The following is a 21024-nucleotide window of genomic DNA, read 5'->3' as shown; positions in this document are numbered from 1 at the left end:
CCAATAAGTAAAGGCAGAAACCTCTTAAAAAGTCTCTTCGGATTCCCTGACCAGACTCAATCATTTCGATATGCTAGGAAAGCTGTGGCTTGATTGCAGTAGCCTATTCTCAACCCACTGCAATCGTCGTCAGCCATAACTCTATAGCAGCGATAGCAAGGTTTTATCATTTATGACTGCCACCCAAGTTCAGTTCAAATACGACATCAAAGATATTGCTTTGGCTAGCCAGGGCAAGCAGCGCATTGAGTGGGCTGGGCGCGAAATGCCTGTGCTGCGACAGATTCAAGAACGATTTTCTCAGGAAAAGCCTCTCGCTGGTATTCGCATTTCAGCTTGCTGCCACGTTACAACAGAGACGGCACATTTGGCGATCGCCCTCAAGCAAGGTGGCGCCGATGCAGTCCTGATTGCCAGCAATCCCCTCTCTACCCAAGATGACGTCGCTTCTAGTTTGGTCGCTGATTACGGCATCCCAGTTTATGCCATCAAAGGCGAAGATAATGACACTTACCATCGCCACGTTGAAGTCGCGCTGGACCATCGCCCCAACATCATCATTGACGATGGCAGCGATGTGGTTGCCACCCTGGTCAAAGAACGGCAGCAGCAACTGTCGGACTTAATTGGCACAACTGAAGAGACCACAACGGGAATTGTGCGTCTGCGGGCTATGTTCAACGACGGGGTGCTGAGCTTCCCCGCCATGAACGTCAACGATGCTGACACCAAACACTTCTTTGACAATCGCTACGGCACTGGGCAATCCACTTTGGACGGCATCTTACGCGCGACCAACATCCTACTAGCGGGCAAGAACGTCGTCGTAGCAGGCTATGGCTGGTGCGGTAAGGGGACTGCATTGCGAGCACGCGGTATGGGCGCAAACGTCATTGTGACTGAAATTGATCCGACCCGCGCGATTGAAGCCGTCATGGATGGTTTCCGCGTCATGCCGATGGAGCAGGCAGCTTCCCAAGGGGATTTGTTTATCACGGTGACTGGTAACAAGCACGTGATTCGTCGTGAGCACTTTGAGGCGATGAAAGACGGCGCTCTTGTTTGCAATGCAGGTCACTTTGACATTGAAATCGATCTTAAGTCTCTCAAAGAGATGTCCAGCGAAGTCAAGCAAGTTCGCAACTTCACTGAGCAATATCTACTCAACAGCGGTAAATCCGTCATCGTTTTGGGTGAGGGTCGCCTGGTCAATTTGGCAGCAGCTGAAGGACACCCTAGCGCCGTAATGGACATGAGCTTTGCTAACCAAGCCCTTGCCTGTGAATACCTCGCTGTCAACAAAGGCAAGCTTGAACCCGGCCTCCACTCCATTCCTGAAGAGGTCGATAAGGAGATTGCTCGGCTGAAGCTGAAAGCAATGGGGATCGAAATTGATGCGTTGACGGCTGAACAGCAAATCTACATCAACTCCTGGACCGTTGGAACCTAAAGGCTAAAGTCTCTACTGCCAGCTCTGTTATTACAGGGCAGGACCATAGCAGACCCATAAGCAGGGTGGGTGATACTCGCCCTGCACTTTTTCTACTCCCTTCTTCCCTAAAACACTGAGATGGACTTAACCAAGCCGTACAGGGGTGTACATCAAAGAACTTTCATCAAATAAATTTAGATACAAGCATCAGCAGGTGAAAACTTCTGGACTCCGTACATTGGACGGACAGCTTGGTTATGCATTGTGCATTGATGAAGCGTCCCAAGCCTCTCAAGGCTTCTTTGCGTACAACTTAGATTCCAATGGAACGAGAATCAATCCTCCAAGAACATTACCCAAAAATTATCAATAAAACAAGAAAATTAGCATTGTCTGCAACGAGGTTTTGCACAGCAAGTGCCCTAGCAAAACATTTCAATTAAAACTTGCTTGAGATACCTTTGCAATAAGTGTGGCAATACTTTTCAGGTCATGATGAGTGAAGCCTTGAAAGATACAGTTTTAAGGTTGTATTTTACATAGCTTTGCAGGAGCTAGATGTCACCCTTTCATGTCAACTACCCCAAAGAAATAGTTTTCTTTAAGTGGAATTACCATTCCAATATAGCTGTAGCCCTTTCCTGAGGGGAATTTCAGAAAAATTAAGAGTTGGGTAAACACGCAAAATATAGGGGCGGATTCCAATTAACTTTCGGGCAGCGCAAAATATATTGAAATAAATCTCTGCGCAATGAAAATTGAGAAGAACTCATAAAAGTAGAAATAAAAGTTTTCTGAGCATCCAGACTGGCGACCTCTATTAAGTTGAATGCCCCCTAGGGGTATTGTTTTTCAACGCTTGCCTCGATTAACTGAACTAAGTGGTCGGAAAACGCGATCGCTTAAGGAAAATTTGACAGGCTTGTTATGTTGAAATCTAAGTCTTTCTTTGGTCGTTTAGCTGTTGGTGTTGCAGTGCCAACCCTGCTATTTGCCTGTAGCTCAGAACCAGCAGCAACAGATGCTCCTGAGCAACTTTCTACCGATGAAATGCCCGCAGAAGAACCGGCCTCGGCTGCAACGGGTGAACTTGAAATTCGTGCTAATGGTGAGGACTTCGTTCGCCAAGGCTTTGTCACTAAGGACGGTTGGCAAGTTGACTTCGATCATGTCTATGTCACGTTAGCTGATGTCACCGCGTATCAAAGCGAGCCTGCTTTTGACCCAGAAGTGGGGGGAGAGCCAGAGGCAACAGAGACCGTTAGCCTAGAGGAGCCTGTTACGGTCGATTTAGCAGAAGGCGGCGATGATGCAGAGCCGATTTTAGTCAAAACCATAGAAGCACCCTCTGGACGCTACAACGCGCTCTCTTGGAAGATGATGCCGGCTGATAGTGGTCCAGCCGCAGGACAGACGTTGTGGCTTGAAGGGACTGCCGCTAAGGAAGGAGAAACCGTTGACTTCGCCCTGAAGCTTGATCCAACACTGGGCTTTGTTTGCGGGGACTTTGTGGGTGACGATCGCAAAGGCATTCTTGAGCCAGCCGATCAAGCTGATTTAGAAGCTACCTTCCATTTCGATCATCTCTTTGGAGATGGAGAAGCCGCTCCTGAAGACGAGATTAACACTGGGGCGCTTGGGTTTGACCCACTAGCTGAGATCGCAGAAGGTGGCACATTAGATGTCGATATGGCAGGGCTACAGGCACAGCTATCTCCCACGGATTACGATACGCTGATGTCGATTCTGCCTAGCCTGGGACATGTCGGCGAAGGTCATTGTGCAGAAACGGAACTGACATCTCGCTAATGAAGCCAACTTGGACAAGAACTAGCAGACTATTTCAGGGGGTTGGGATCGCGGCAGTTGGGTTTGTCCTTACGCCGGCATGGGCGATCGCCCATGGTGCTCACATTCAATCCCGGGCAACTTCGGCAGTGGAAATTCAAGCTGCTTACGATACGGGTGAGCCGATGGCAGCAGCCCAAGTGCAGGTTTTTGCCCCAGATGATCCCCAATCCCCTGTCTTCACGGGAACAACTGATGAGGCCGGCCATTTTGTCTTTGTGCCAAATCAGCCGGGGAATTGGGAAATCTCGGTTCGGCAAGCTGGACATGGCGATATTGCGGTGATTCCAGTAGAAGCAAACGGCGCAATCGCTCCGGAATTCATCAATTCAACGAGTCTGAGTCCCCTGCAGCGAATCATCATATCGGCGGCAGTGGCCTGGGGCTGTGTGGGAACAGCTCTTTATTTCAGACGAGGTAAGCGATAGTGCATGTTCCAGACGGTATTCTTCCAGCTCAAGTGAGTGTGGCAGGTTATGCGATCGCCGGCGGCGTTACCTGGGTCGTGCTCCGGCGGATTAACAAAACCTCTGATCCCCAGGAAGAGGTTCCCCGCGCTGCGCTACTGTCAGCAGCCTTTTTTGTGGGCTCTTCCATTCACTTACCGGTACCACCAGCAAGCGTTCATTTAGTCCTCAATGGGCTACTAGGGACAGTTTTGGGATGGTATGCCTGGCCTGCTATTCTCATCGGTCTATTGCTACAAGCTATTCTTCTGGGGCACGGAGGACTAACAACGCTGGGAGTCAACGCGACCCTGATAGGACTTCCAGCGCTGGTTGCCGCTCAGTGCTTTCGATTCAGACGCCGCTTAGGCAAAGCCGCTCAACGGCGATGGTCACTCGGTCTGTTTAGCTTCCTAGCGGGAGCTATTGGCGTGGGGCTGTCAGCCTTCATTTTCTTCAGTCTCATTGTTTTCACAACTCCCTCTACGCTTGATCAGGCCACTGAGCAGGGGTTTTTGACCGCACTGATGATTGCCCATATCCCTCTCATCTTGCTCGAAGGACTTTTCACCATGTTGCTGTCCTTCTTTTTGTTACGAGTGAAGCCAGAGCTACTGAAAAACTAACGGAAACTGACACGGTATGGCGATCGCACTTCGCGCTGACATTTTTGTTGCCGGCAATTCTCCTATCCATTGCTGGGCTGTTCGACCTAAGCTGCTCAGCTTGCTAGGGCTAATGTTTGCCATTTCCCTCGTCAGCCATCTTGCCCTAATTCCTTGGGTGCTCATTGTTGTTGGGCTGTTATATCGCTACTCACAACTGCCCTGGCAGTATTTGCTGAAACGGTTGACCTATCCCGGCATCTTTATCGTAGCGATGGTGGGTCTATTGCCTTGGATTTCAGGAGAGACCGTTCTTTGGCAAGGGTATTGGTTGACCCTACGCCTAGAAGGTCTCCAGACGGCAGCTTTGATTGCAGGTAGATTCCTCGCAATCTTAACAACAGGTTTTATTTTGTTGGGGACCACTCCTTTCCTCGATATGCTCAAAGCGATGCGATCGCTAGGATTGCCGTCGCTACTGACCGATATGGCCTTGCTAACCTATCGCTACCTGTTCGATGTTGCAGCGCAATTGTCAAGTATGCGTCAGGCAATGCGACTCAGGGGCTACGGTTTACTTCGTCAAACCGTGAAACGGCAGTGGAGCTGGCTGGCTGCTCTCTTTGGCAGCTTGTTACTAAGAAGCTATGAGCGATCCCATCGGGTCTACAAAGCAATGTGCTTACGAGGGTACGGTCAAAGCGACATTACCTTGGGAGCATCTGTGTCTCGGTCTACCTACCGGCAGTCATGGCTCACGACTGCCGCTATCTTGTCAGCAACCCTCAGCTTTGTTATTGGAGAGTGGATTCTCACCTATCTATGAACCAGTTTTCATCCAGCACCCCCCCAACGATTGGTATTCCGACTACCAAAGATTTGTTAGCCAGACCTGTAGCTATCTCCTTAGAAAATGTAGGTTTTGCCTATCCCAATAATCCCGACATTTTGCAGGGAGTAAGCTTCTCTGTTCGAGAAGGGGAGCGCGTTGGACTCATTGGTCACAACGGCTGTGGCAAAACAACCCTTTTTATGCTGATGTGTGGCATGTTAAAGCCCCAAACAGGCGACATTTGTTTATTTGATCGCCCTGTACAGCCGGGTGAATTTCGTCCTGAAGTGGGATTTTTATTTCAAGATCCTGAAGATCAACTCTTCTCGCCATCCGTTCGCGATGACGTTGCGTTCGGCCCCCAAAACCTAGGTCTATCTGAAACAGAAGTTGCAAAACGAGTTGAAGCAGCTTTGGAACTAACGGGTACTCAATTTCTAGAAGACCGTCCGCCCCATCACCTATCTGGCGGAGAAAAACAGATGGTTGCGATCGCGGGACTCCTCGCCATGTGTCCGCGCATCCTTCTGTATGATGAACCTACCGCTAGCCTTGACCTTCGTACCCGCCGTCGTCTAATTCGCTTTTTGCAGCAGTCTGATGAAACTCTCGTCTTAGCCTCCCATGACCTCGAATTTTTACTAGAAGTGTGCGATCGCATCATTCTGTTAGATGAAGGCTGCGTTATTGCTGACGGCGATCCTGTCGAAGTGATGGGCAATCAAACTCTGATGGAAAACCACGGATTAGAAAAACCCCATTCCCTGATTCCCCACGTTGAACCTCACCACGTCCGACCTAACAGCGACGAATACGCTCGAACCAGCACCACCGGCCCCTAAGTGCACGACGCCAGCGGCGAAGCGGCGCTAATGTACAGCAATGCTACCGCTATTAGTGCATAACGCTACACACCATATTTAGAACCAAACATGCAAAACCCTTGGGACGCGAACCTATACCAAGAGAAACACAGCTTTGTTTGGCAACTCAGCGACGACCTGTTAAATTTGCTTGCTCCTCAACCAGGGGAATACGTCCTAGATTTGGGTTGTGGGACGGGGCAGCTCACGCAAAAAATTGCAGACCAAGGTGCTAGTGTCATTGGGATCGACGCCGACCCAACCATGATTGCAGAAGCCCAACGACAATTTCCCCAGCTGACCTTTGTCGTGGCTGATGCCCGGCACTTCACCCTGCCCTCTCCTGCCGATGCCATTTTCTCCAATGCCGCCCTGCACTGGATTCCAGAACAGACCGATGTCGCTGCACGCATGATAGCGGCCCTCAAGCCTGGAGGCCGTCTTGTTGCTGAATTTGGCGGTTATGGCAATATTGCAACTGTTTTAGCTGCGATCGCCCAAGCGCGGCAAGCACTTGATTTAGGGTCTTTCCCAGCGTCGCCCTGGTATTTCCCCTCCATAAGTGCCTATACCGGCTTATTAGAAGAACAGGGATTTGAAGTGCAGTTCGCCCGTTTGTACGATCGCCCGACCCCTTTGCAAGGAGAAGACGGTTTACTGAACTGGTTGCAAATGTTTGCAACTCGCTTTTGGGCTGATCTCTCGTCTCAGCAGGTCCAGGACCTACTGCCTAAGGTTGTCGCGATCGCTCGCCCTGATCTCTACAAAGACAACCAATGGTGGGCAGACTATCGACGCATTCAGGTGATTGCTTACAAATCTTTGTAGGGTTGCCCTGATGAGAGGACCATTTGAAAGCAATAGGACAAAAGAAGTCGTAACCGAAAAAATGCAAGATGGTGAAATCGGCAGAATCTATGCGTCAGGTCTTGTGTACGGGCTGCAACGTTTTCGGAATTTGACTGAGCAGCGTTATCGCCCGTAAGGCCATGAAGCTGGTTAGGGCTAGCCAGAGTAAGTGGGGAGCTTCTAAGGACTGAGCTATTAGGCCAATGGGTAAAAACCCTGCTAGGGTTGCCACCAACGTCGAGTTTCTGAGTGAACTGCCTGCTGTCAAGCCTAGAAAGTAGCCGTCCAGAAGAAATGCGATCGCGCCAAATCCAAGGATCGGCACCAACCATCCAACATAGTCTTCAACCTGACTGATGACAGAATCATGCTGCGTCATGACTTGGAAAAGAGATTTAGGGAAGGTCAGAAACACGAGGGCAATGGTGACTCCTACCAGCGTCCCAAGACTGATGCCCCAGATGAGTAATGTCTGGAGACGGGTGCGATCGCCAACGCCATAAAACTGTCCAGCAAAGGATTCTGTCGCAAAAGCTAGTCCATCAACAAAGTAAGACGTTAAAGTAACAACCTGCAGCAGTAAGGTGTTTGCTGCGAGCACTGCCGTTCCCATTGCCGAACTCCAGTTGGTAAACAGAGCAAAGCTGATCAACAGAGCAAAAGTCCGGATCAAAAGGTCGCGGTTTAAGCGAACCATTGCATATACAGCAGATCCTTCCCATAGGTCGGTTCTCAGCCGCCACAGTTGAGGGAGAGAAAACTTTCGTAAAACCAAGATGCTGCCTACTAGCAACATACAGCCTTGACTCATGGCAGTAGCCGCACCCGCTCCCGCACTAGCCCAACCTAACCGCCAGATAAAGAGATAATCCAGCAGGATATTGCTGCCATTGCCCACAATAGACATCGCAATGACCCGTTTACCTTGACCGCAGCCTATAAATAAACCCAACAGAACATAGTTGAGTAGCACCGCAGGCGCGCCCCAGATTCGGGCATTGTAAAAGGCTTCTCCTGATAGTCGAACATCGGTATCCGCGCTGAGTAACCAAAAACCAAGCTGTCGAATGGGAACTTGCAACAGCAGAATCAGGCAACCTATTGCTACTGCCAACAGCCCATTACGTAGCAAAATCAGGCTGATGGTGCGAAAATCTTGCCGTCCATAAGCCTGGGCGATCGTCCCCGTTGTGCCCATGCGAAGGAAGCTAAAGCTCCAATACACAACGTTGAAGATGATAGCCGAGATCGCAACGCCTCCAAGGTAGTGAACTTCTGCAAGATGCCCTAGAAATGCCGTGTCAATGATTCCTGCCAGTGGCACCATCAAATTAGAAAACATGTTGGCGATCGCAAGACGACCAAAGGTTTTCAAAAAGGATTTGGGCCGTTTTTCTTGAAAAGGTGTCGGAGGCATTGGAAGAATTCAATAGGTATATAGCTTTGTCCATTTAGTACCGCTACGCGGAATTCAAGATGCAAAATACTCTACTCTTCGAGAACGCCAAAGGCGCACGAGAAGAGCAAAGCTCTACAGAATTCAAAGTCTTGCTCTAATTGAGTCGGTGACGGCTATAGTTTACAGACTTGATCCTATTGAATGAGCGATCGCGACAGCAAAGTGGTTTTTCCATATTGGCCTTCGGCAACAAAAAGGAGGGCGTTTTGCCCTCCTTACACATCAAAATTGGCTTCAAAACCTACTCATGACCTCGACTTCTTCACAACCATGCAGCCATCACGCCAAAGTTGTTTTACGCTGCCGCTTCGTACGAACAACAATTGCCCCCAACGAGATTAAGCCGATGGCCATGGTGGGTTCAGGCACGCTAGCGTTTTCAACGACTTCATCACGAAAACGGAGGGCGCTGATGCCACCGCTGCCGTCAAATCGAACGGCAACTTGCGCAATTTCTTTCTCTTGAGCAGCATTAAAGAATTGCAGTTCATTCTCACCGTTAATATCGATCATTTCTGTGGAAACGGTCCCATCGCGGTAGGTGTATGTAATTTCACCCCGGGCGTCATCTACGATGCCAATCTCCTCAACAAACCAGTTTTTGTCGTTGGCAATGTCAAAGACGAATGTTCCACCTTTACTAGTGTCGTCTGCGGTACCGTTACCTTTATTCTCTTCGAATATCAGAAGGTTACCTTGAGCGATCGTGTCGTAAGTCACATTGCCATAACTACCTTTGCCTGTAGCCAAATCGTTATCACCAAGAGAACCGTTTCTGGCACACGTTCCTGTGAAGCCGTTGACAGACACCCCCCCTCTTGCCACACAGTTACTGTTGAACAAGCCTAGAGGAGCAGAGTTGGATCGACGCCCCTGTTTGTCTAAACCGGTGATAGAAATGCCGTAATCGTCCCAAATACTGCCAATATTGCCTTTCTTTGTGCTGAACTTGGTTCCATCAATTCGCTGACCGCTTCTAGTATCCAACTGATTAGCATCTAATGCCTGTCCAGCGTTGGTTGCATCGCCATCTACGATTAGTCCGGACCAGTTAAAATCCAGATCAAAAGTTGCGGCTTGAGCAGAGGGAGTGAAGAAGGCTGCTCCAGTACTTGTTACGGCCATAACACCCAAAGAAAGCGCAGTCTTCGAGAGGTTTGTCGCTAAACTCATAAATATCCAAGGAAAAACGCCGAGCTCTATTTCAACGGGGCAGTACTCAATCCCAAAAAGATTGAGTGATATGGGGACTCTCGATAGTTACAAGTTACATTGCAAGTCAAAGAACTTCTGCTTAATAGTCTTTGCTTTAGCAGTAACTTCAAAAAGCGATTAAATTTTGCCTTCTTTAGGCCCAAATCAAATGCCATTCAAACAGAAACTTACGTAGACCCACTCGGAAAAGGGGTCTTTCAAAACAGATCTATCTTGAAAGACATTGTTTTTACTCACTAAGAAAAACGTGTTGACTCCTTTCAAGAACTCAACATTCAGTACTTATTGGAATCTTTTTGCTCTCTGAGAGAGATCAGCTTCTCAGCAACGAGATCTTACGGAGTTAAAAATCTCATGACAATCCGCGATCGCGTCAGCATTCATTTCCAATTCACCTGTGCTTTATCCCACACAAAATGAGCGAGCAGATCAATGTCTTCTGCGCTCAATCGATCTCCGTATGCAGACATCGCCCCTTTGCCGTTGGTGATGAGTTGCGCGATCGCCTCAATGGAATCGACGTGGTTACGTTGCAGTGCCCGTAGCTTTAGATTTTTGCCTCGACGCACAATATTGCCGCCATTGATATGGCACCCCGCACACTGTTGCGAAAATAGTTCCTGAGCGTGTACGGACGAACTCTCAGCCAATGCCGAAGGGACAGTGACAGTCCACCAAACCAGCAGGGCCATGAGACAGGCTATCCAATAAACCCGTGATCGCTTCATGAGTGCATCCTCAAAATTAGGCTGGAGTTGAATGAAGTATAGCCGTCGCCAGTGCCACGAGGACAAGACGGCAAGCTGTCTGGCTATTATCCTAAGCACTTGGATGCGACTCAGTACACTAGCCCAAGTGGTAAAGCTTATAGCGGTCAGCATTTGGATCAAACACACCTCATTCCCTACTCCCTTAAGACACTGAGATATACCTAACCAAGCCGCACAGGGCTATATCTACCGTTGAAACCATGCCGTCAGAGCTACAGCTAGACCATCTGCTGCATCATCCGGCTTAGGAATTTTAGGTAACCCTAGCTCACGCATTACAGATTCTTGCACCATAAGCTTGTCGGCATTGCCATAGCCTGTTAGGGCCTGCTTAATTTGTGCCGGAGTGAATTCGACTGGAGAAAGCTGATGTTGAGCCAGGACCAACATCACCACCCCGCGCGCTTGAGCAACCAAAATAGTGTTACCCATACGATAGAAAAACAGCTTTTCTAAAGCCACCAAATCGGGTTTGAATTGCTGGATTAGACTGTGTAGATCGTCATGGAGAGTACATAGGCGATCGCCAACAGGGGTATTGGCAGGTGTCTCAACAACACCAAAATCGATAACCTCAGCTCCGGCAGATGTCGTAGCCGAGGTGCCGACACCATCAATTACCCCAAAACCAAGAATCGCCAATCCTGGGTCTAATCCCAGAATGCGTTTGCCCACTATCCAGCACCGACTGGCTGACGACCGTTGCTTGACGCTTCTTCCTCAGCCATGGCAACTCCAAAAACTTGGCTGAAAACCTTTTCAACCTTGTATCCCGAATCGATAGATTCTAGGGGGTCTTTGCGCAGGCGATGGCGGAGACACATCACAATCACAGTGCGAATGTCCTCTATGGTCACTTCATTGCGTCCTTCAAACGCAGTCAGTGCCCTCGCAGCTCGATTGGAAACGATATCGCCCCGTAAGCCGTCAACATCCAATTCAGAACAGACCTGTGAGATTTTGACGCGGTAATCATGATCGATAGTAACCTCCGGCAAGCGAGCCTGAGCATCCACAATCCGCTGCTGCAAGTCTGATTGCGCTGCCGAGTGTTTCTCTAGATAGTCCTGGGGTGACTGGTCAAAGTCAGAACGCTGCTCCACAATTTGCACCCGCAATTCAGGATCACGCACAGTGCGGATTTCAGCGTGCATACCAAATCGGTCCAGCAGTTGAGGACGGAGTTCTCCTTCCTCTGGATTGCCAGAGCCCACTAAAACAAACTGAGCCGGATGACGAATAGAAATACCTTCTCGTTCAACCGTGTTCCAACCTGACGCTGCCGAATCTAGTAAGACATCCACCAAATGATCGTCTAGTAGATTGACCTCATCTACGTACAGGATACCTCTGTTGGCTTTTGCCAGAAGGCCGGGTTCGAAAGCTTTGACGCCTTCAGATAAAGCTTTTTCAATATCAATGGTGCCGCAGACCCGGTCTTCAGTCGCTCCTAAGGGGAGATCAACCATCGGAACTTTCTTTTTGTCAGTGGGTAGATCTGGAGACTCTCGTTCACGCTGGATGTCGGGATCACGAGGCGAACGGCTGAAGGGATCATCGGCAACAACTTCAATTTCGGGCAGCAGATCGGCCAGTGCACGGATAGTTGTGGATTTACCCGTACCGCGATCGCCCATAATCATGACCCCTCCAATGCGAGGGTCAATGACGTTCAGAATTAGAGCCAGTTTCATGTCTTCCTGGCCGATGACGGCTGTAAAGGGAAACACTACGCGGCGGGAATTAGTCGAACGGTTAGCGGTCGCAGTCACAAGCAGAAACTCTCTCAGTACAGGCTTTGTCGATTGATTACTTGTTATTGTGCCATAGGGGTTTGCGCCCACAGCCTTGAATTTCGCCTGAGAGCACAGGAACGTGTGTATCCCGGCAGAGTAGTCGACAATCAGAGTGACGGCAAAGTCCTGAAGTGTCTAGGGTTGAGCAGATAAAAACTAACGAACAAACTTTTGACTAAATGCTCAAACCCCATGGATAAAAACCCTATGGATAAAAATGAGTAGCGATGTCTATACAGATAAACTTCGGTTGAGTTCTAAATGCTTGAAATTATTGAGCTTTCCTGACAAATTTAGAGAGTTATTGCTGCCTTGAGGCATTAATACTGCGTATTAAGTCGTGATCTTTGCAAAAATAAACATTTCCGTAAGTGCCGTGAAATCACTGTGGTCGCAGTGTTTTAGGGATTAGGTCGATCAGCAAATAGGGTTTGATCGGGGTGATTTTTCTACAAAAGCAAGACATGTGAGATGGACTACTAAGAATTCAAAACAAATCAGCTATGATCGCATCAAAATACTTAGAGGCTCAAGCCCAGAAAATTCTAAGATTTATCCTTGGCTCTTCTAGGTACTGTTTTGATTAGGTTTGTTTGGAGAATATTGTGACTATCTACGTTGGTAATTTGTCGTTTCAGGCGACAGAGGACGACCTGCGTGACGTGTTTGCCGAGTATGGTGAGGTAAAGCGTATTAGCCTACCAACCGACCGAGAAACGGGCCGTAAACGTGGTTTTGCTTTCGTCGAGATGCTAGAAGAGGCTCAGGAAGATGCTGCTATCTCGGAGCTAGATGGCGCTGAGTGGCTAGGACGTGAGCTGCGCGTGAATAAAGCTCGTCCTCGTAACGAAGGTGGCGGCGGTCGACGCGACAACAGCGATCGCTCTAATTTTACAAGCAATCCCCTCTAGCCTAGCTTTCGCCGTTTAGGCTGGTGTACCTCGTCGCATGCGCGGGTGCTTAACGCGATAGCTAGATGGCTCGCCGTCTTTTCGAAAGAACTAGTGACGGCTACGATGGCTCTCGGCAGCACAGGTTCTATGAAAGGCTCATAGTCGTTTTCAGGCATTAGTCCTGAAGTATTTTTTGAGCCACCTGAGGTGGTCGACAACAGACGTGGTTCTGAGCTAGCAAGAGTAGGCTATCCAAAGTTTGCTAATGGATCGTTTTCTGATTCAGCTGATTCTTTCGTCCTTAGGTGTCTAGTGCGGAAGCTAGTTCAACCGGCTCCTGCACTGAGGCACTATCGTTTCTAGGATTATTGACGGCGTTGCTAATGGGCGTTGTTTCTATTGCTGAAGCGTCGAACGGGCCTAATAAATCCTGCATCACGCCGGGATTGTAGAACGTCGTATCTAGCCAAGTGTCATAAGCTTCAGGAGCGAGAATGACGGGCATTCTGTGATGAATCGACGTCATTGCGTCATTAGCCGCTGTGGTCAGAATAGTGCAGGAAAAGACCTCTTCTTCTGATTGAGGATTTTGCCACCGCTCCCAGAGTCCGGCAAAGGCAAACGGAGATCGCGACTTGAGACGAATCAAGTAGGGCTGCTTAGTCCGACCCTCTATTTTTTGCCATTCATAGAAGCCGTCAGTCACAATCAGGCACCGCCGTTTCTGAAAGGCATTGCGAAATGATGGCTTTTCGGCGGCAGTTTCAGAACGGGCGTTGATGAGTTTCTGCCCAATCTTTGAATCTTTGCTCCATCGAGGGATCAAGCCCCATTTCTTTTCATGGTGGTCGCGATCGCCCGTCTTTCGAGATTGAGTTACAACGGAAATGCCCTGACTGGGCGCAATATTGTAGCGCGGGACCAGTTCAGGTACTGCGGAGAGTTGAAAAGCCTCAGCGATCGCCTCCCCTGATTGAGTTTGAGCAAACCGACCACACATAATGATGAAAAGCTTCAATAGACGTTTGAGAAATCGAGACGGCTCAGCAGAGCCATATTGATTCGTGAGCTAGCAACCTACCGATCATCGCTGCTCCATTTCAGTTCGTAGGTCTGTCATCGTTTCGATCAGCCCAGTTTCAAAAACCTCGTAGAAGTAAGGCTGAAGGGGACCCATATTGGCTTTGGCTGTAATCTTCTGCATCAGCAAAGTACCAGTGTGTCCCTGTATGCCTTCGTATGGGACAAGTTGCCAGTTGCCGTGCATGTGGTCTAACGTTCCTTCAACCATGCGATAGTCAATTCGGTCGTGAAAGGTTTCAACATTTTCCGTCACGATTTTGACTTTGATGGGTAGCCAGCCAATTTTGCGACGATCCTTTCGTTCAACCAAGATACGGTTCTCTCGCCGTTCTAGAATGCGGCAGGCAACAACCGAAGGTAAAAAATCAGGAAATGCTTCGTAAGCAGTGAGAACATTCCAGACGGTTTCTAAAGAAGCTGTCACGATAGATAGCACAGCATAAATGCCTTCTTCTCCAATGAGCACCACTTCACCCTGTTGCAGACGTTGCTGTTCAGCTTCACTCAGACTACTCGTCAGCTGATTAAGAGTGGTCGTAGGAGACATAGAATCTAGGAAAGAAAACATCTGTTGTTACTGTAGCGAATTATTGTATGGCTAGTTTTACTGAGGTTCAATCTGCATACGTCGATTTTCCCAACCGTGTTCAAAGTTTAATGCTGAGCACGATCAGCTCTGAAGGTCAGCCTCAAGCTAGCTACACCCCCTTTGTGATGGAGCGCGATCGCACGGTTTTTATCTTTGTTAGTGGGCTTTCAAGTCATACTCAAAATCTTCAAACAACCCCCAAGGCCGGAATTTTGTTTATTGAAGATGAGAGCCAAGCTAAGCAGGTTTTCGCTCGTCAGCGATTGATGTATGACTGCTCAGCAGAACTGATAGAACGTCATGATCCTCAGTGGACAACTTGGGCAGATAAGTTCAAACTGCGCTTTGGCAATCTCATCGACATGCTGCGTCAGCTGCCCGACTTTCAGATCTTTAAACTGACTCCCCAAGCAGGGCGATTTGTGGTGGGATTTGGAGCAGCTTATGAAGTTGATCCCACTAACCTAGATCGACTGATGCCGACTGAGAATTAATCAGCGTTGCCGCAAAAACTATTGCTGGCAAGTCTCAATGCATCTACCCCAAGAGTTGAAGTTTTTCTATGAATTCCGATGGATATGCATTAGGGGTGTAGGTTTGAGAGACTGTCTTTTGCCATAAGATATAGCCGTCGCCAATTCCATGAGAACAAGACGACGAGCCATTTGGCGATGTGCTAAGCACCTGGATGCCATTGAGTGCACAAGCCTAGATGGCTAAAGCTACATCTTGGGCATGCCAAGCTCTAGGGCATTAACGTGTGTTTGCGCTTTTGTGCCATCCTGACTGTCTGTCGCTAAGCGTTTAGGGGCAGACTATGACCAAATCCTAGCCTCATCGAAATCTATGACTGCTGAAAAACCTTTTGCAAATTCTGCGGTTTCTCCACTAGCTGCAACGGCATTAAAGCTAGTGGGCGTTGTGACCATTTTGTCTGTTTTACTGGATTTCTTGATCCTATTAATACCGCCTGACTTCTTAAATACGGATTGGCAGTTGAGGACGTTTACGCAGATCGTTGATCGGGGTATTGTACCGCTAGTCGGTATTGCTCTATTGTTGACGGGCTTTTGGGTCGACCGCAGCTCAGGAAAAGGGGGAAGACCGACTAGCCTACTCGCGGATTTAAGATTCTGGACGTGTTTAATCGCCAGTATTTTAGGTCTTCTTTTTTTAATACTGCCTTTCCTTCACGTCAACAATGTCCGAACTGCGGCCCAAGGGGAACTTGCCCAGGTTGAACGAGAGGCTACGGAGGCTTCCAGTCAGTTGGAGCAGCGTCTAAGTGGTGAACTGTCGCAGCAGCAGAGTCAATTACAACGTCTGTTTGAAGATGATGCACTTTTGCAACAAGCGATTCAGGCGGGACAGCTACCCGCCGAAATTGAGCAGTTCAGAGATAACCCTGCTGGCTTGGATGAGTTTTTGACACAGCGGGCTGGAGAGGCTCGGGAGCAGATTGAGACTGAAATTGGGACTCGGCGTGAAGATGCTCGTCAGCAGATCAGGCAAAGGGCCTTCAAGTCAGCCATTCGTGTTGCGATTGGTAGCTTGTTGATGGCGATCGCTTATATTGCTATCGGTTGGCAAGGCCTACGCAGACTCATGAGTATGGGAAACACTTAGCCAGTACACGATCAGCATTCGGATGCGATTGGGTGCACTAGCCTTAATGACTCAAGCTGTATTCTACACAAATCCTAACTAGGCTAAGAATCCCTCAACCGAGGGTTATTGGGTGGCGGTGGCGGTGTTGACGAACCTCCTGAAAACCCAAAGCTATCAGGCGAATCTTCTGGAATTCCTTTAAGAGCTTCTATAACTTCTGGAGGTAATCCTTCCAACGCTGGGTCGGTCATTTCTTCTGGTGGATCAGGTTCCACAGCGGCTTCGGGAATCGATACCGAAGGGGGTTCTGGCGATTCCTCAGGATTTTCAATGTCTGCCGACGGTCGAGCAGTAGGTCTCATGGAGGTCGTCGGATCATTCCCAAGGAAAGCGGCCATTGGATCATTTATAGCCGTGGGAGTCTCTTCCGTACTGGGAATCTCCGACTCTCCAGCCAAAATGGCTTCAACATCAGGGGGGACTGGAATTGGCTCTGTCATCGGAGCATTCGGATCTGGAGTGTCTGGTTCTGATGGCAGATATTCTAGGGTCTCTCGCACCTCCGCAGGGATATCGGTATCTTCTGTCTGTCCATAGTCTGAGAATGAGGCTGGAGCTTGAACGGCATCATTCTCCGGCCCAGATCTTGCAGGTATTTCCTGTTCTGAATAGGTTGGCAAATCTTCAACGGCAGCTAACAAATCAGACGGTAACTCAGTATCTGAGTCGACCGGGGGTTGCGGTTGTGGAGTGATGATGCCAATTGTTTCCACCTCATCCGGTGAATCAGGCACAATTCGAGGTTGATTAGGAGAGGTCTCTGAATCGCTAGAGTAGTCGGCTTCCATGCCGCGATCGCCCGCTGAGGACACAAACGCTTGTTCTTCGCTATTCGTGAAGTCGTCGTCTGCGAAATCAGCGCTCGTAAAATCATCGCCTGTAAAGTCCACTGGTGACGTCATAAAGTCAGACTCATCGAAATCAGATAAACCCGAATCAGCGGAAAAATCAGTGTTTGACGGTGAGACATCGGGCGTTGGCTGAGGGACAACGGGGGTTGGTGTAATGTCATTGTCTGGCTGTTGAGTAATGGGCACAGGCGCACTCACTGGCGTTTCTAAATTCATTGGAATGTCGTCGTCAATGCCCCCCAAAGCATCGGCTTTAGCTAAGCAACGCCGGGCTTCTGTATCTCTGCCTATCTTTTGAAGGGCAATTCCTTTTCCTTGCCAAGCAGCGGCAATGTTGGGATTTAACTCGATCGCCTTATCAAAAGAAAATACAGCTTCATCAAATTGCCCCAATTCGGTCAAGACATTTCCTTTACCAATCCAGGCAGCAACATCATTGGCATCCATTTCTAAGGCCCGGTTGATACTCTTCAACCCCTCTTCTAAACGGCCTAGATGAGTGAGCGCCGTGCCGCGTCGCGCCAATCCCCTAGCAATCACGACTCCGGCCCCTACTAGAGAGGCCCCTGCTGCTGCTGCTTTCAATCGCTCCATATCAGCTAGTTCAATTGCCTTATTGAATCGGTCTAGTGACTCTTGGTGGCGTCCGGCACTGCCCAGGCTGATCCCCTCTGCCAAAGTTTGCTTAGCTTTCGTCAACGAGGAGTCAAGTGGAACAGCGACATCATCTGAAATGAAGCCTGTGACAGCCTCATCGTCAGCGTCTGGACTAGTCAAGCCGAACTCTTGACTTTCGGTACTAGGAACCGGATCAAACCGTCCTTCAGGCGGCACATCAACCGCTTCTTCCTCGTCCAAATCTTCTTCGTCTTGCTGAAAATTCCGCAGCAACTGCAAGAGCAATAATCCTAAAACGAGAACTGGGATAATCCACAAAAACCGAAGCGGTTGTTGGCTAACGCGCTGCCAAAGGTCTAGCAAGACAGATTCGATGCCATCAGCTTCTGTGTCACTTTCAGCTTCCGACGTGGGCGTCGCGATGAGTTGTCCCCCACTATCTCGAATTTGTGGCGTCTCCCCAGCGCTCACGATGAGCTGACCATCGGGGGTAAACGCTAAGTCGTCAATAGGCGCACCGACATCTGTAATGGCTTGACCTACGGGCACTCCCTCACCAGAGAGCAGCTGTAGGGTTCCTGTTTCATCGCCAACTGCAATGTTAGTGCCGTCTGCATTCGCCGCGATCGCATTCACTGGACCTGCAACTTGGACTGGCTCTCCTATCTGGGTTCCCGCAGAATCCCAACGGCGGACTGTAGCATCTGCACCGCCCGAGAAGAAGGTACCATCAGGCTTAACTGCCAGTGCTTGTACTGCTCCCTGATGTCCTGTCAAAGGTTCTCCCGTAGCAGATCCGTCTGCCACATTCCAGCGGCGAATTGTGCCGTCTTTGGAGGCTGTGATGAGGGTTGCGTCATCGGCAGTGAGTGCCATATCTCGCACGGCATCTTCATGCCCAGTGATCGGTTCCCCCTCTGTATTGCCCATTTCGTCCCAGCGCTGCAGGGTCCCATCCGCACTGGCGCTGATAAAACTGCCGTCAGGCTGGGCAATCAGACTGGTGATAGGACCATTGCCACCATTGATAGGATCGCCAATGGCATTGTCTGTGCTATCCCATAGCCGAATCGTGCCGTCTGCACCGCCGCTAATGAGGCGTCTTCCATCAGAGCTGACAGCTAGCGCTGTGACAGGTCCAGTGTGAGCAGAAACAGGGTCGCCAGCCGCAGTGCCATCGGCACTCCAAAAGTTGAGATTGCCTGTGCGATCGCCCGTTACGAATCCCTGGCCATCAGGGCGAACCACAGAGACAGTATCGGGCAGATCAGCAGCGGCAACATCGGCAGCTTCGGCTGCCTTCGCCTGAGCTACGGCCTCTTGTCCCTGGGCATTAGTCGCAAAAGCCAGAAAGGCTTCTACCCCTACCGGCAGCGTTTCAGTTGACTGATAGATGTAGTTGCGGGGTTGAGAATAGGGATAGCGAGGATCGTCAGGCAGCGTGTTGTGCATTGACAGCACCCGGACGTTGTCTTGATTGATGACTTGGCTGGCGATCGCGTAGCTGATGCCGTTGTCTCCCAAAGCCTCGACTATCTCAGAAGTGCTATCACTGGGTGCCTGTTCGATATTCTCGCCGGTTGTCAGGTCCCCTCCAAAAATTTCGTAATCGCCCAAAGCTGCACGGGTGTCACTCGTTTCTGGACGATCAATGAAGCGAATGGGCACGTCTGGCCCTCCCAACTCACTCCAGTTCGTAATTTCGCCTCGAAAAATTCGGACAAAATCGTCGGCTTCCAGCTGTCCTTCATAGGGATTACTCGCCCCCACAATGACCGCAATTTTTTCCCGACTGACATCAACTTCCGTAAGACCCTGAGCCAGTTGCTCATCTGTCAGAGAGCGCCCCGTAGCGACCAGCTCAGCAGAGCCGGTTTGTAGGTCTGCCAATGCGGCCTCGGAAGATTGCTCGGTAAACGTTACATCGGCATTAGGATAAGCCTGCTGAAACTGCTGGATTAAACTGCGTGTGATCACCTCCATACTGGATGATCCGGTGATGCTTACGGTTGTCCCATCAGGGAGTTCATTGGGTAACTCAAAGGTTGGCGATAGCTCAGGGGGCGTTGTCTCAGGAAGGGGCAAAACCTCTTCCTGGGGAGCCGTTTCAGCTGGTGATTCTGGAGCGGGTTCCTCAACGGCGTCTTGAGTTGGTGCCTCAACAGCATCTGGATTGTCAGGGTCCACTTGTGCCAACAATCGATCCTCTTGGGGATTTGCTGCCATCAGAGGAGGTGCTAGACAGGCAACCGTCAGCAATAGAACGAATAATGAGCGATTCCGTGCCTTGACCATGTTCAATTTCTCCTCACCAGCAGCCCTAAAGGCCTTGTGGTTGTCATACGATACTTCCCTAAGAACCCGTCACCCATTTGTAAGGAAAATAGGTTAAGGTCTCCCTCTCTAAGCTGTCTAAGCCAATTGTAGGTATGCTGTTTGCGGCGGCGCTGTCTAAAGTTTGAGGCCATCAAGAACGGCATATCGTCATGCTGAAAGAGATTAAAAGGATTTTCCGATAAGGATACTAGGGATATCGAATTTCGAGTCATAACATTGCAATCTTTCACGGCGTAGAGTCGGGACAGCGCTGAGGTTTGCTCTACGTAGTCAGAAAATGAAAGGCTGGGGGGAGAGTTGATTTGATGACTATAAGCGGTTTCAAGGGGGCATCGTTCGTGGGGCCTGTTTTGATGAGTGTTCTGCTGATAGGAACAGCAAAGAGCGCGATCGCGTCCTTCTCTGATGCTGATTCCACGTCTGATGCTGTGGAGGAAACTCAGAATGAACTTCCCGAGTTGGAGACTCCTTTTCTTCGTCCTGAAACGTCCTGCCCTGAAGACCTAGAGCTGATGACGCAGGGACTTTTACGAGATCTGCCAGGGTATGCTAACCGGGTTGCACGTCGCAATTTGGGTATTCAAGAGAATGATGCTGGATTTGGCACTGTTTTGATCGCGGGCCGTGCCGAATTCGAACCGCTTGAGATTTCTCCTCTCACGTTTAGTGAAGCCGGAGTCCTAACTGAAGCTGCGGTCCAGCAAGTGTTTTTTACAACCTTGGAACGGCACTACAACGAGACTGATTTTGTCAATCTAGAGAACTATTACTGGTTATTCGTCACTCCAGACGAAGACGGATGGCGCATGGCACTGTTGTTTTCCCGGCTAGCAGTAGACGAACCCTCGATTCGACCTCCCACACCTCCCC

Annotated in this window: 18 protein-coding genes; 10 read left to right on the top strand and 8 right to left on the bottom strand. The window is 49.6% G+C overall.

The features are described 5' to 3' along the window. Nucleotides 1-172 precede the first annotated feature (172 nt). The 7 genes from ahcY (at nucleotide 173) to PN498_RS05865 (ending at nucleotide 6854) form a co-directional block, all read left to right on the top strand. Nucleotides 173-1450, top strand: a complete 1278-nt coding sequence (gene ahcY, locus PN498_RS05895) for an adenosylhomocysteinase (RefSeq protein ID WP_272061793.1) — start codon at nucleotides 173-175, stop codon at nucleotides 1448-1450. A 909-nt stretch (nucleotides 1451-2359) separates the two neighbouring features. After that, on the top strand, nucleotides 2360-3241 hold the full coding sequence (locus PN498_RS05890; protein ID WP_272061792.1) for a DUF4382 domain-containing protein: 882 nt from the start codon (nucleotides 2360-2362) through the stop codon (nucleotides 3239-3241). Then, entirely contained in the window at nucleotides 3241-3708 is a 468-nt protein-coding gene (locus tag PN498_RS05885; RefSeq protein WP_272061791.1) for a carboxypeptidase-like regulatory domain-containing protein, read from the top strand. The genes PN498_RS05890 and PN498_RS05885 overlap by 1 nt, the downstream gene beginning before the upstream one ends. Then, entirely contained in the window at nucleotides 3708-4352 is a 645-nt protein-coding gene (gene cbiM / locus PN498_RS05880; protein ID WP_272061790.1) for a cobalt transporter CbiM, read from the top strand. The genes PN498_RS05885 and cbiM overlap by 1 nt, the downstream gene beginning before the upstream one ends. Nucleotides 4353-4368: 16 nt before the next feature. Beyond that, a complete protein-coding gene (cbiQ, locus tag PN498_RS05875; RefSeq protein WP_272061789.1) occupies nucleotides 4369-5157 on the top strand; it encodes a cobalt ECF transporter T component CbiQ in 789 nt (262 codons plus the stop codon). Further along, complete coding sequence (locus tag PN498_RS05870) at nucleotides 5154-6005, top strand: energy-coupling factor ABC transporter ATP-binding protein (RefSeq protein ID WP_272061788.1); 852 nt, start codon at nucleotides 5154-5156, stop codon at nucleotides 6003-6005. Before cbiQ ends, PN498_RS05870 begins: the two co-directional genes overlap by 4 nt. 90 nt (nucleotides 6006-6095) lie before the next feature. Next, nucleotides 6096-6854, top strand: a complete 759-nt coding sequence (locus PN498_RS05865) for a class I SAM-dependent methyltransferase (protein ID WP_272061787.1) — start codon at nucleotides 6096-6098, stop codon at nucleotides 6852-6854. Between the two features lie 94 nt (nucleotides 6855-6948). Here PN498_RS05865 and PN498_RS05860 read toward each other — a convergent pair whose 3' ends face one another. The 5 genes from PN498_RS05860 to bchI all read right to left on the bottom strand — a co-directional run bounded on the left by PN498_RS05860 (nucleotide 6949) and on the right by bchI (nucleotide 12097). After that, nucleotides 6949-8292 (bottom strand): MATE family efflux transporter, encoded by a 1344-nt coding sequence (locus tag PN498_RS05860; protein WP_272061786.1) that lies wholly within the window; start codon nucleotides 8290-8292, stop codon nucleotides 6949-6951. 321 nt (nucleotides 8293-8613) lie between these two features. Further along, nucleotides 8614-9507, bottom strand: coding sequence for a hypothetical protein (locus PN498_RS05855; protein WP_272061785.1), 894 nt, complete (start codon nucleotides 9505-9507; stop codon nucleotides 8614-8616). Between the two features lie 422 nt (nucleotides 9508-9929). Further along, entirely contained in the window at nucleotides 9930-10277 is a 348-nt protein-coding gene (locus PN498_RS05850) for a c-type cytochrome (protein ID WP_272061784.1), read from the bottom strand. Nucleotides 10278-10505: 228 nt separating this feature from the next. Further along, nucleotides 10506-10994 carry a crossover junction endodeoxyribonuclease RuvC gene (ruvC, locus tag PN498_RS05845; RefSeq protein WP_272061783.1) on the bottom strand — a complete coding sequence of 163 codons (489 nt, stop codon included), beginning with the start codon at nucleotides 10992-10994 and terminating at the stop codon, nucleotides 10506-10508. Continuing rightward, on the bottom strand, nucleotides 10994-12097 hold the full coding sequence (bchI, locus tag PN498_RS05840; protein WP_334312225.1) for a magnesium chelatase ATPase subunit I: 1104 nt from the start codon (nucleotides 12095-12097) through the stop codon (nucleotides 10994-10996). The genes ruvC and bchI overlap by 1 nt, the downstream gene beginning before the upstream one ends. 623 nt (nucleotides 12098-12720) lie before the next feature. Between bchI and PN498_RS05835 the strand changes: the two genes are divergently transcribed. Further along, nucleotides 12721-13026 carry an RNA recognition motif domain-containing protein gene (locus PN498_RS05835; RefSeq protein WP_272061781.1) on the top strand — a complete coding sequence of 102 codons (306 nt, stop codon included), beginning with the start codon at nucleotides 12721-12723 and terminating at the stop codon, nucleotides 13024-13026. Between the two features lie 283 nt (nucleotides 13027-13309). Here PN498_RS05835 and PN498_RS05830 read toward each other — a convergent pair whose 3' ends face one another. Together PN498_RS05830 and PN498_RS05825 are read right to left on the bottom strand one after the other, a co-directional pair. Further along, on the bottom strand, nucleotides 13310-14008 hold the full coding sequence (locus PN498_RS05830; protein WP_272061780.1) for an SOS response-associated peptidase: 699 nt from the start codon (nucleotides 14006-14008) through the stop codon (nucleotides 13310-13312). A gap of 84 nt (nucleotides 14009-14092) precedes the next feature. Next, complete coding sequence (locus PN498_RS05825) at nucleotides 14093-14638, bottom strand: SRPBCC family protein (protein WP_272061779.1); 546 nt, start codon at nucleotides 14636-14638, stop codon at nucleotides 14093-14095. A gap of 47 nt (nucleotides 14639-14685) precedes the next feature. On the opposite strand from PN498_RS05825, the gene PN498_RS05820 reads away from it, so the two are divergent. Then, nucleotides 14686-15174, top strand: a complete 489-nt coding sequence (locus tag PN498_RS05820) for a HugZ family pyridoxamine 5'-phosphate oxidase (protein ID WP_272061778.1) — start codon at nucleotides 14686-14688, stop codon at nucleotides 15172-15174. Between the two features lie 352 nt (nucleotides 15175-15526). Continuing rightward, nucleotides 15527-16306 (top strand): hormogonium polysaccharide biosynthesis protein HpsJ, encoded by a 780-nt coding sequence (hpsJ-B, locus tag PN498_RS05815; RefSeq protein ID WP_272061777.1) that lies wholly within the window; start codon nucleotides 15527-15529, stop codon nucleotides 16304-16306. An 83-nt stretch (nucleotides 16307-16389) separates the two neighbouring features. Here hpsJ-B and PN498_RS05810 read toward each other — a convergent pair whose 3' ends face one another. Next, nucleotides 16390-20112, bottom strand: coding sequence for a substrate-binding domain-containing protein (locus PN498_RS05810; protein ID WP_272061776.1), 3723 nt, complete (start codon nucleotides 20110-20112; stop codon nucleotides 16390-16392). Nucleotides 20113-21024: the final 912 nt, after the last annotated feature.

Source organism: Oscillatoria sp. CS-180 (genome assembly GCF_028330965.1).
Classification (GTDB): Bacteria; Cyanobacteriota; Cyanobacteriia; order Phormidesmidales; family Phormidesmidaceae; genus Halomicronema.
Note: the sequence above shows the minus strand (reverse complement) of the source record. Positions and strands in the feature narration are given on the sequence as shown.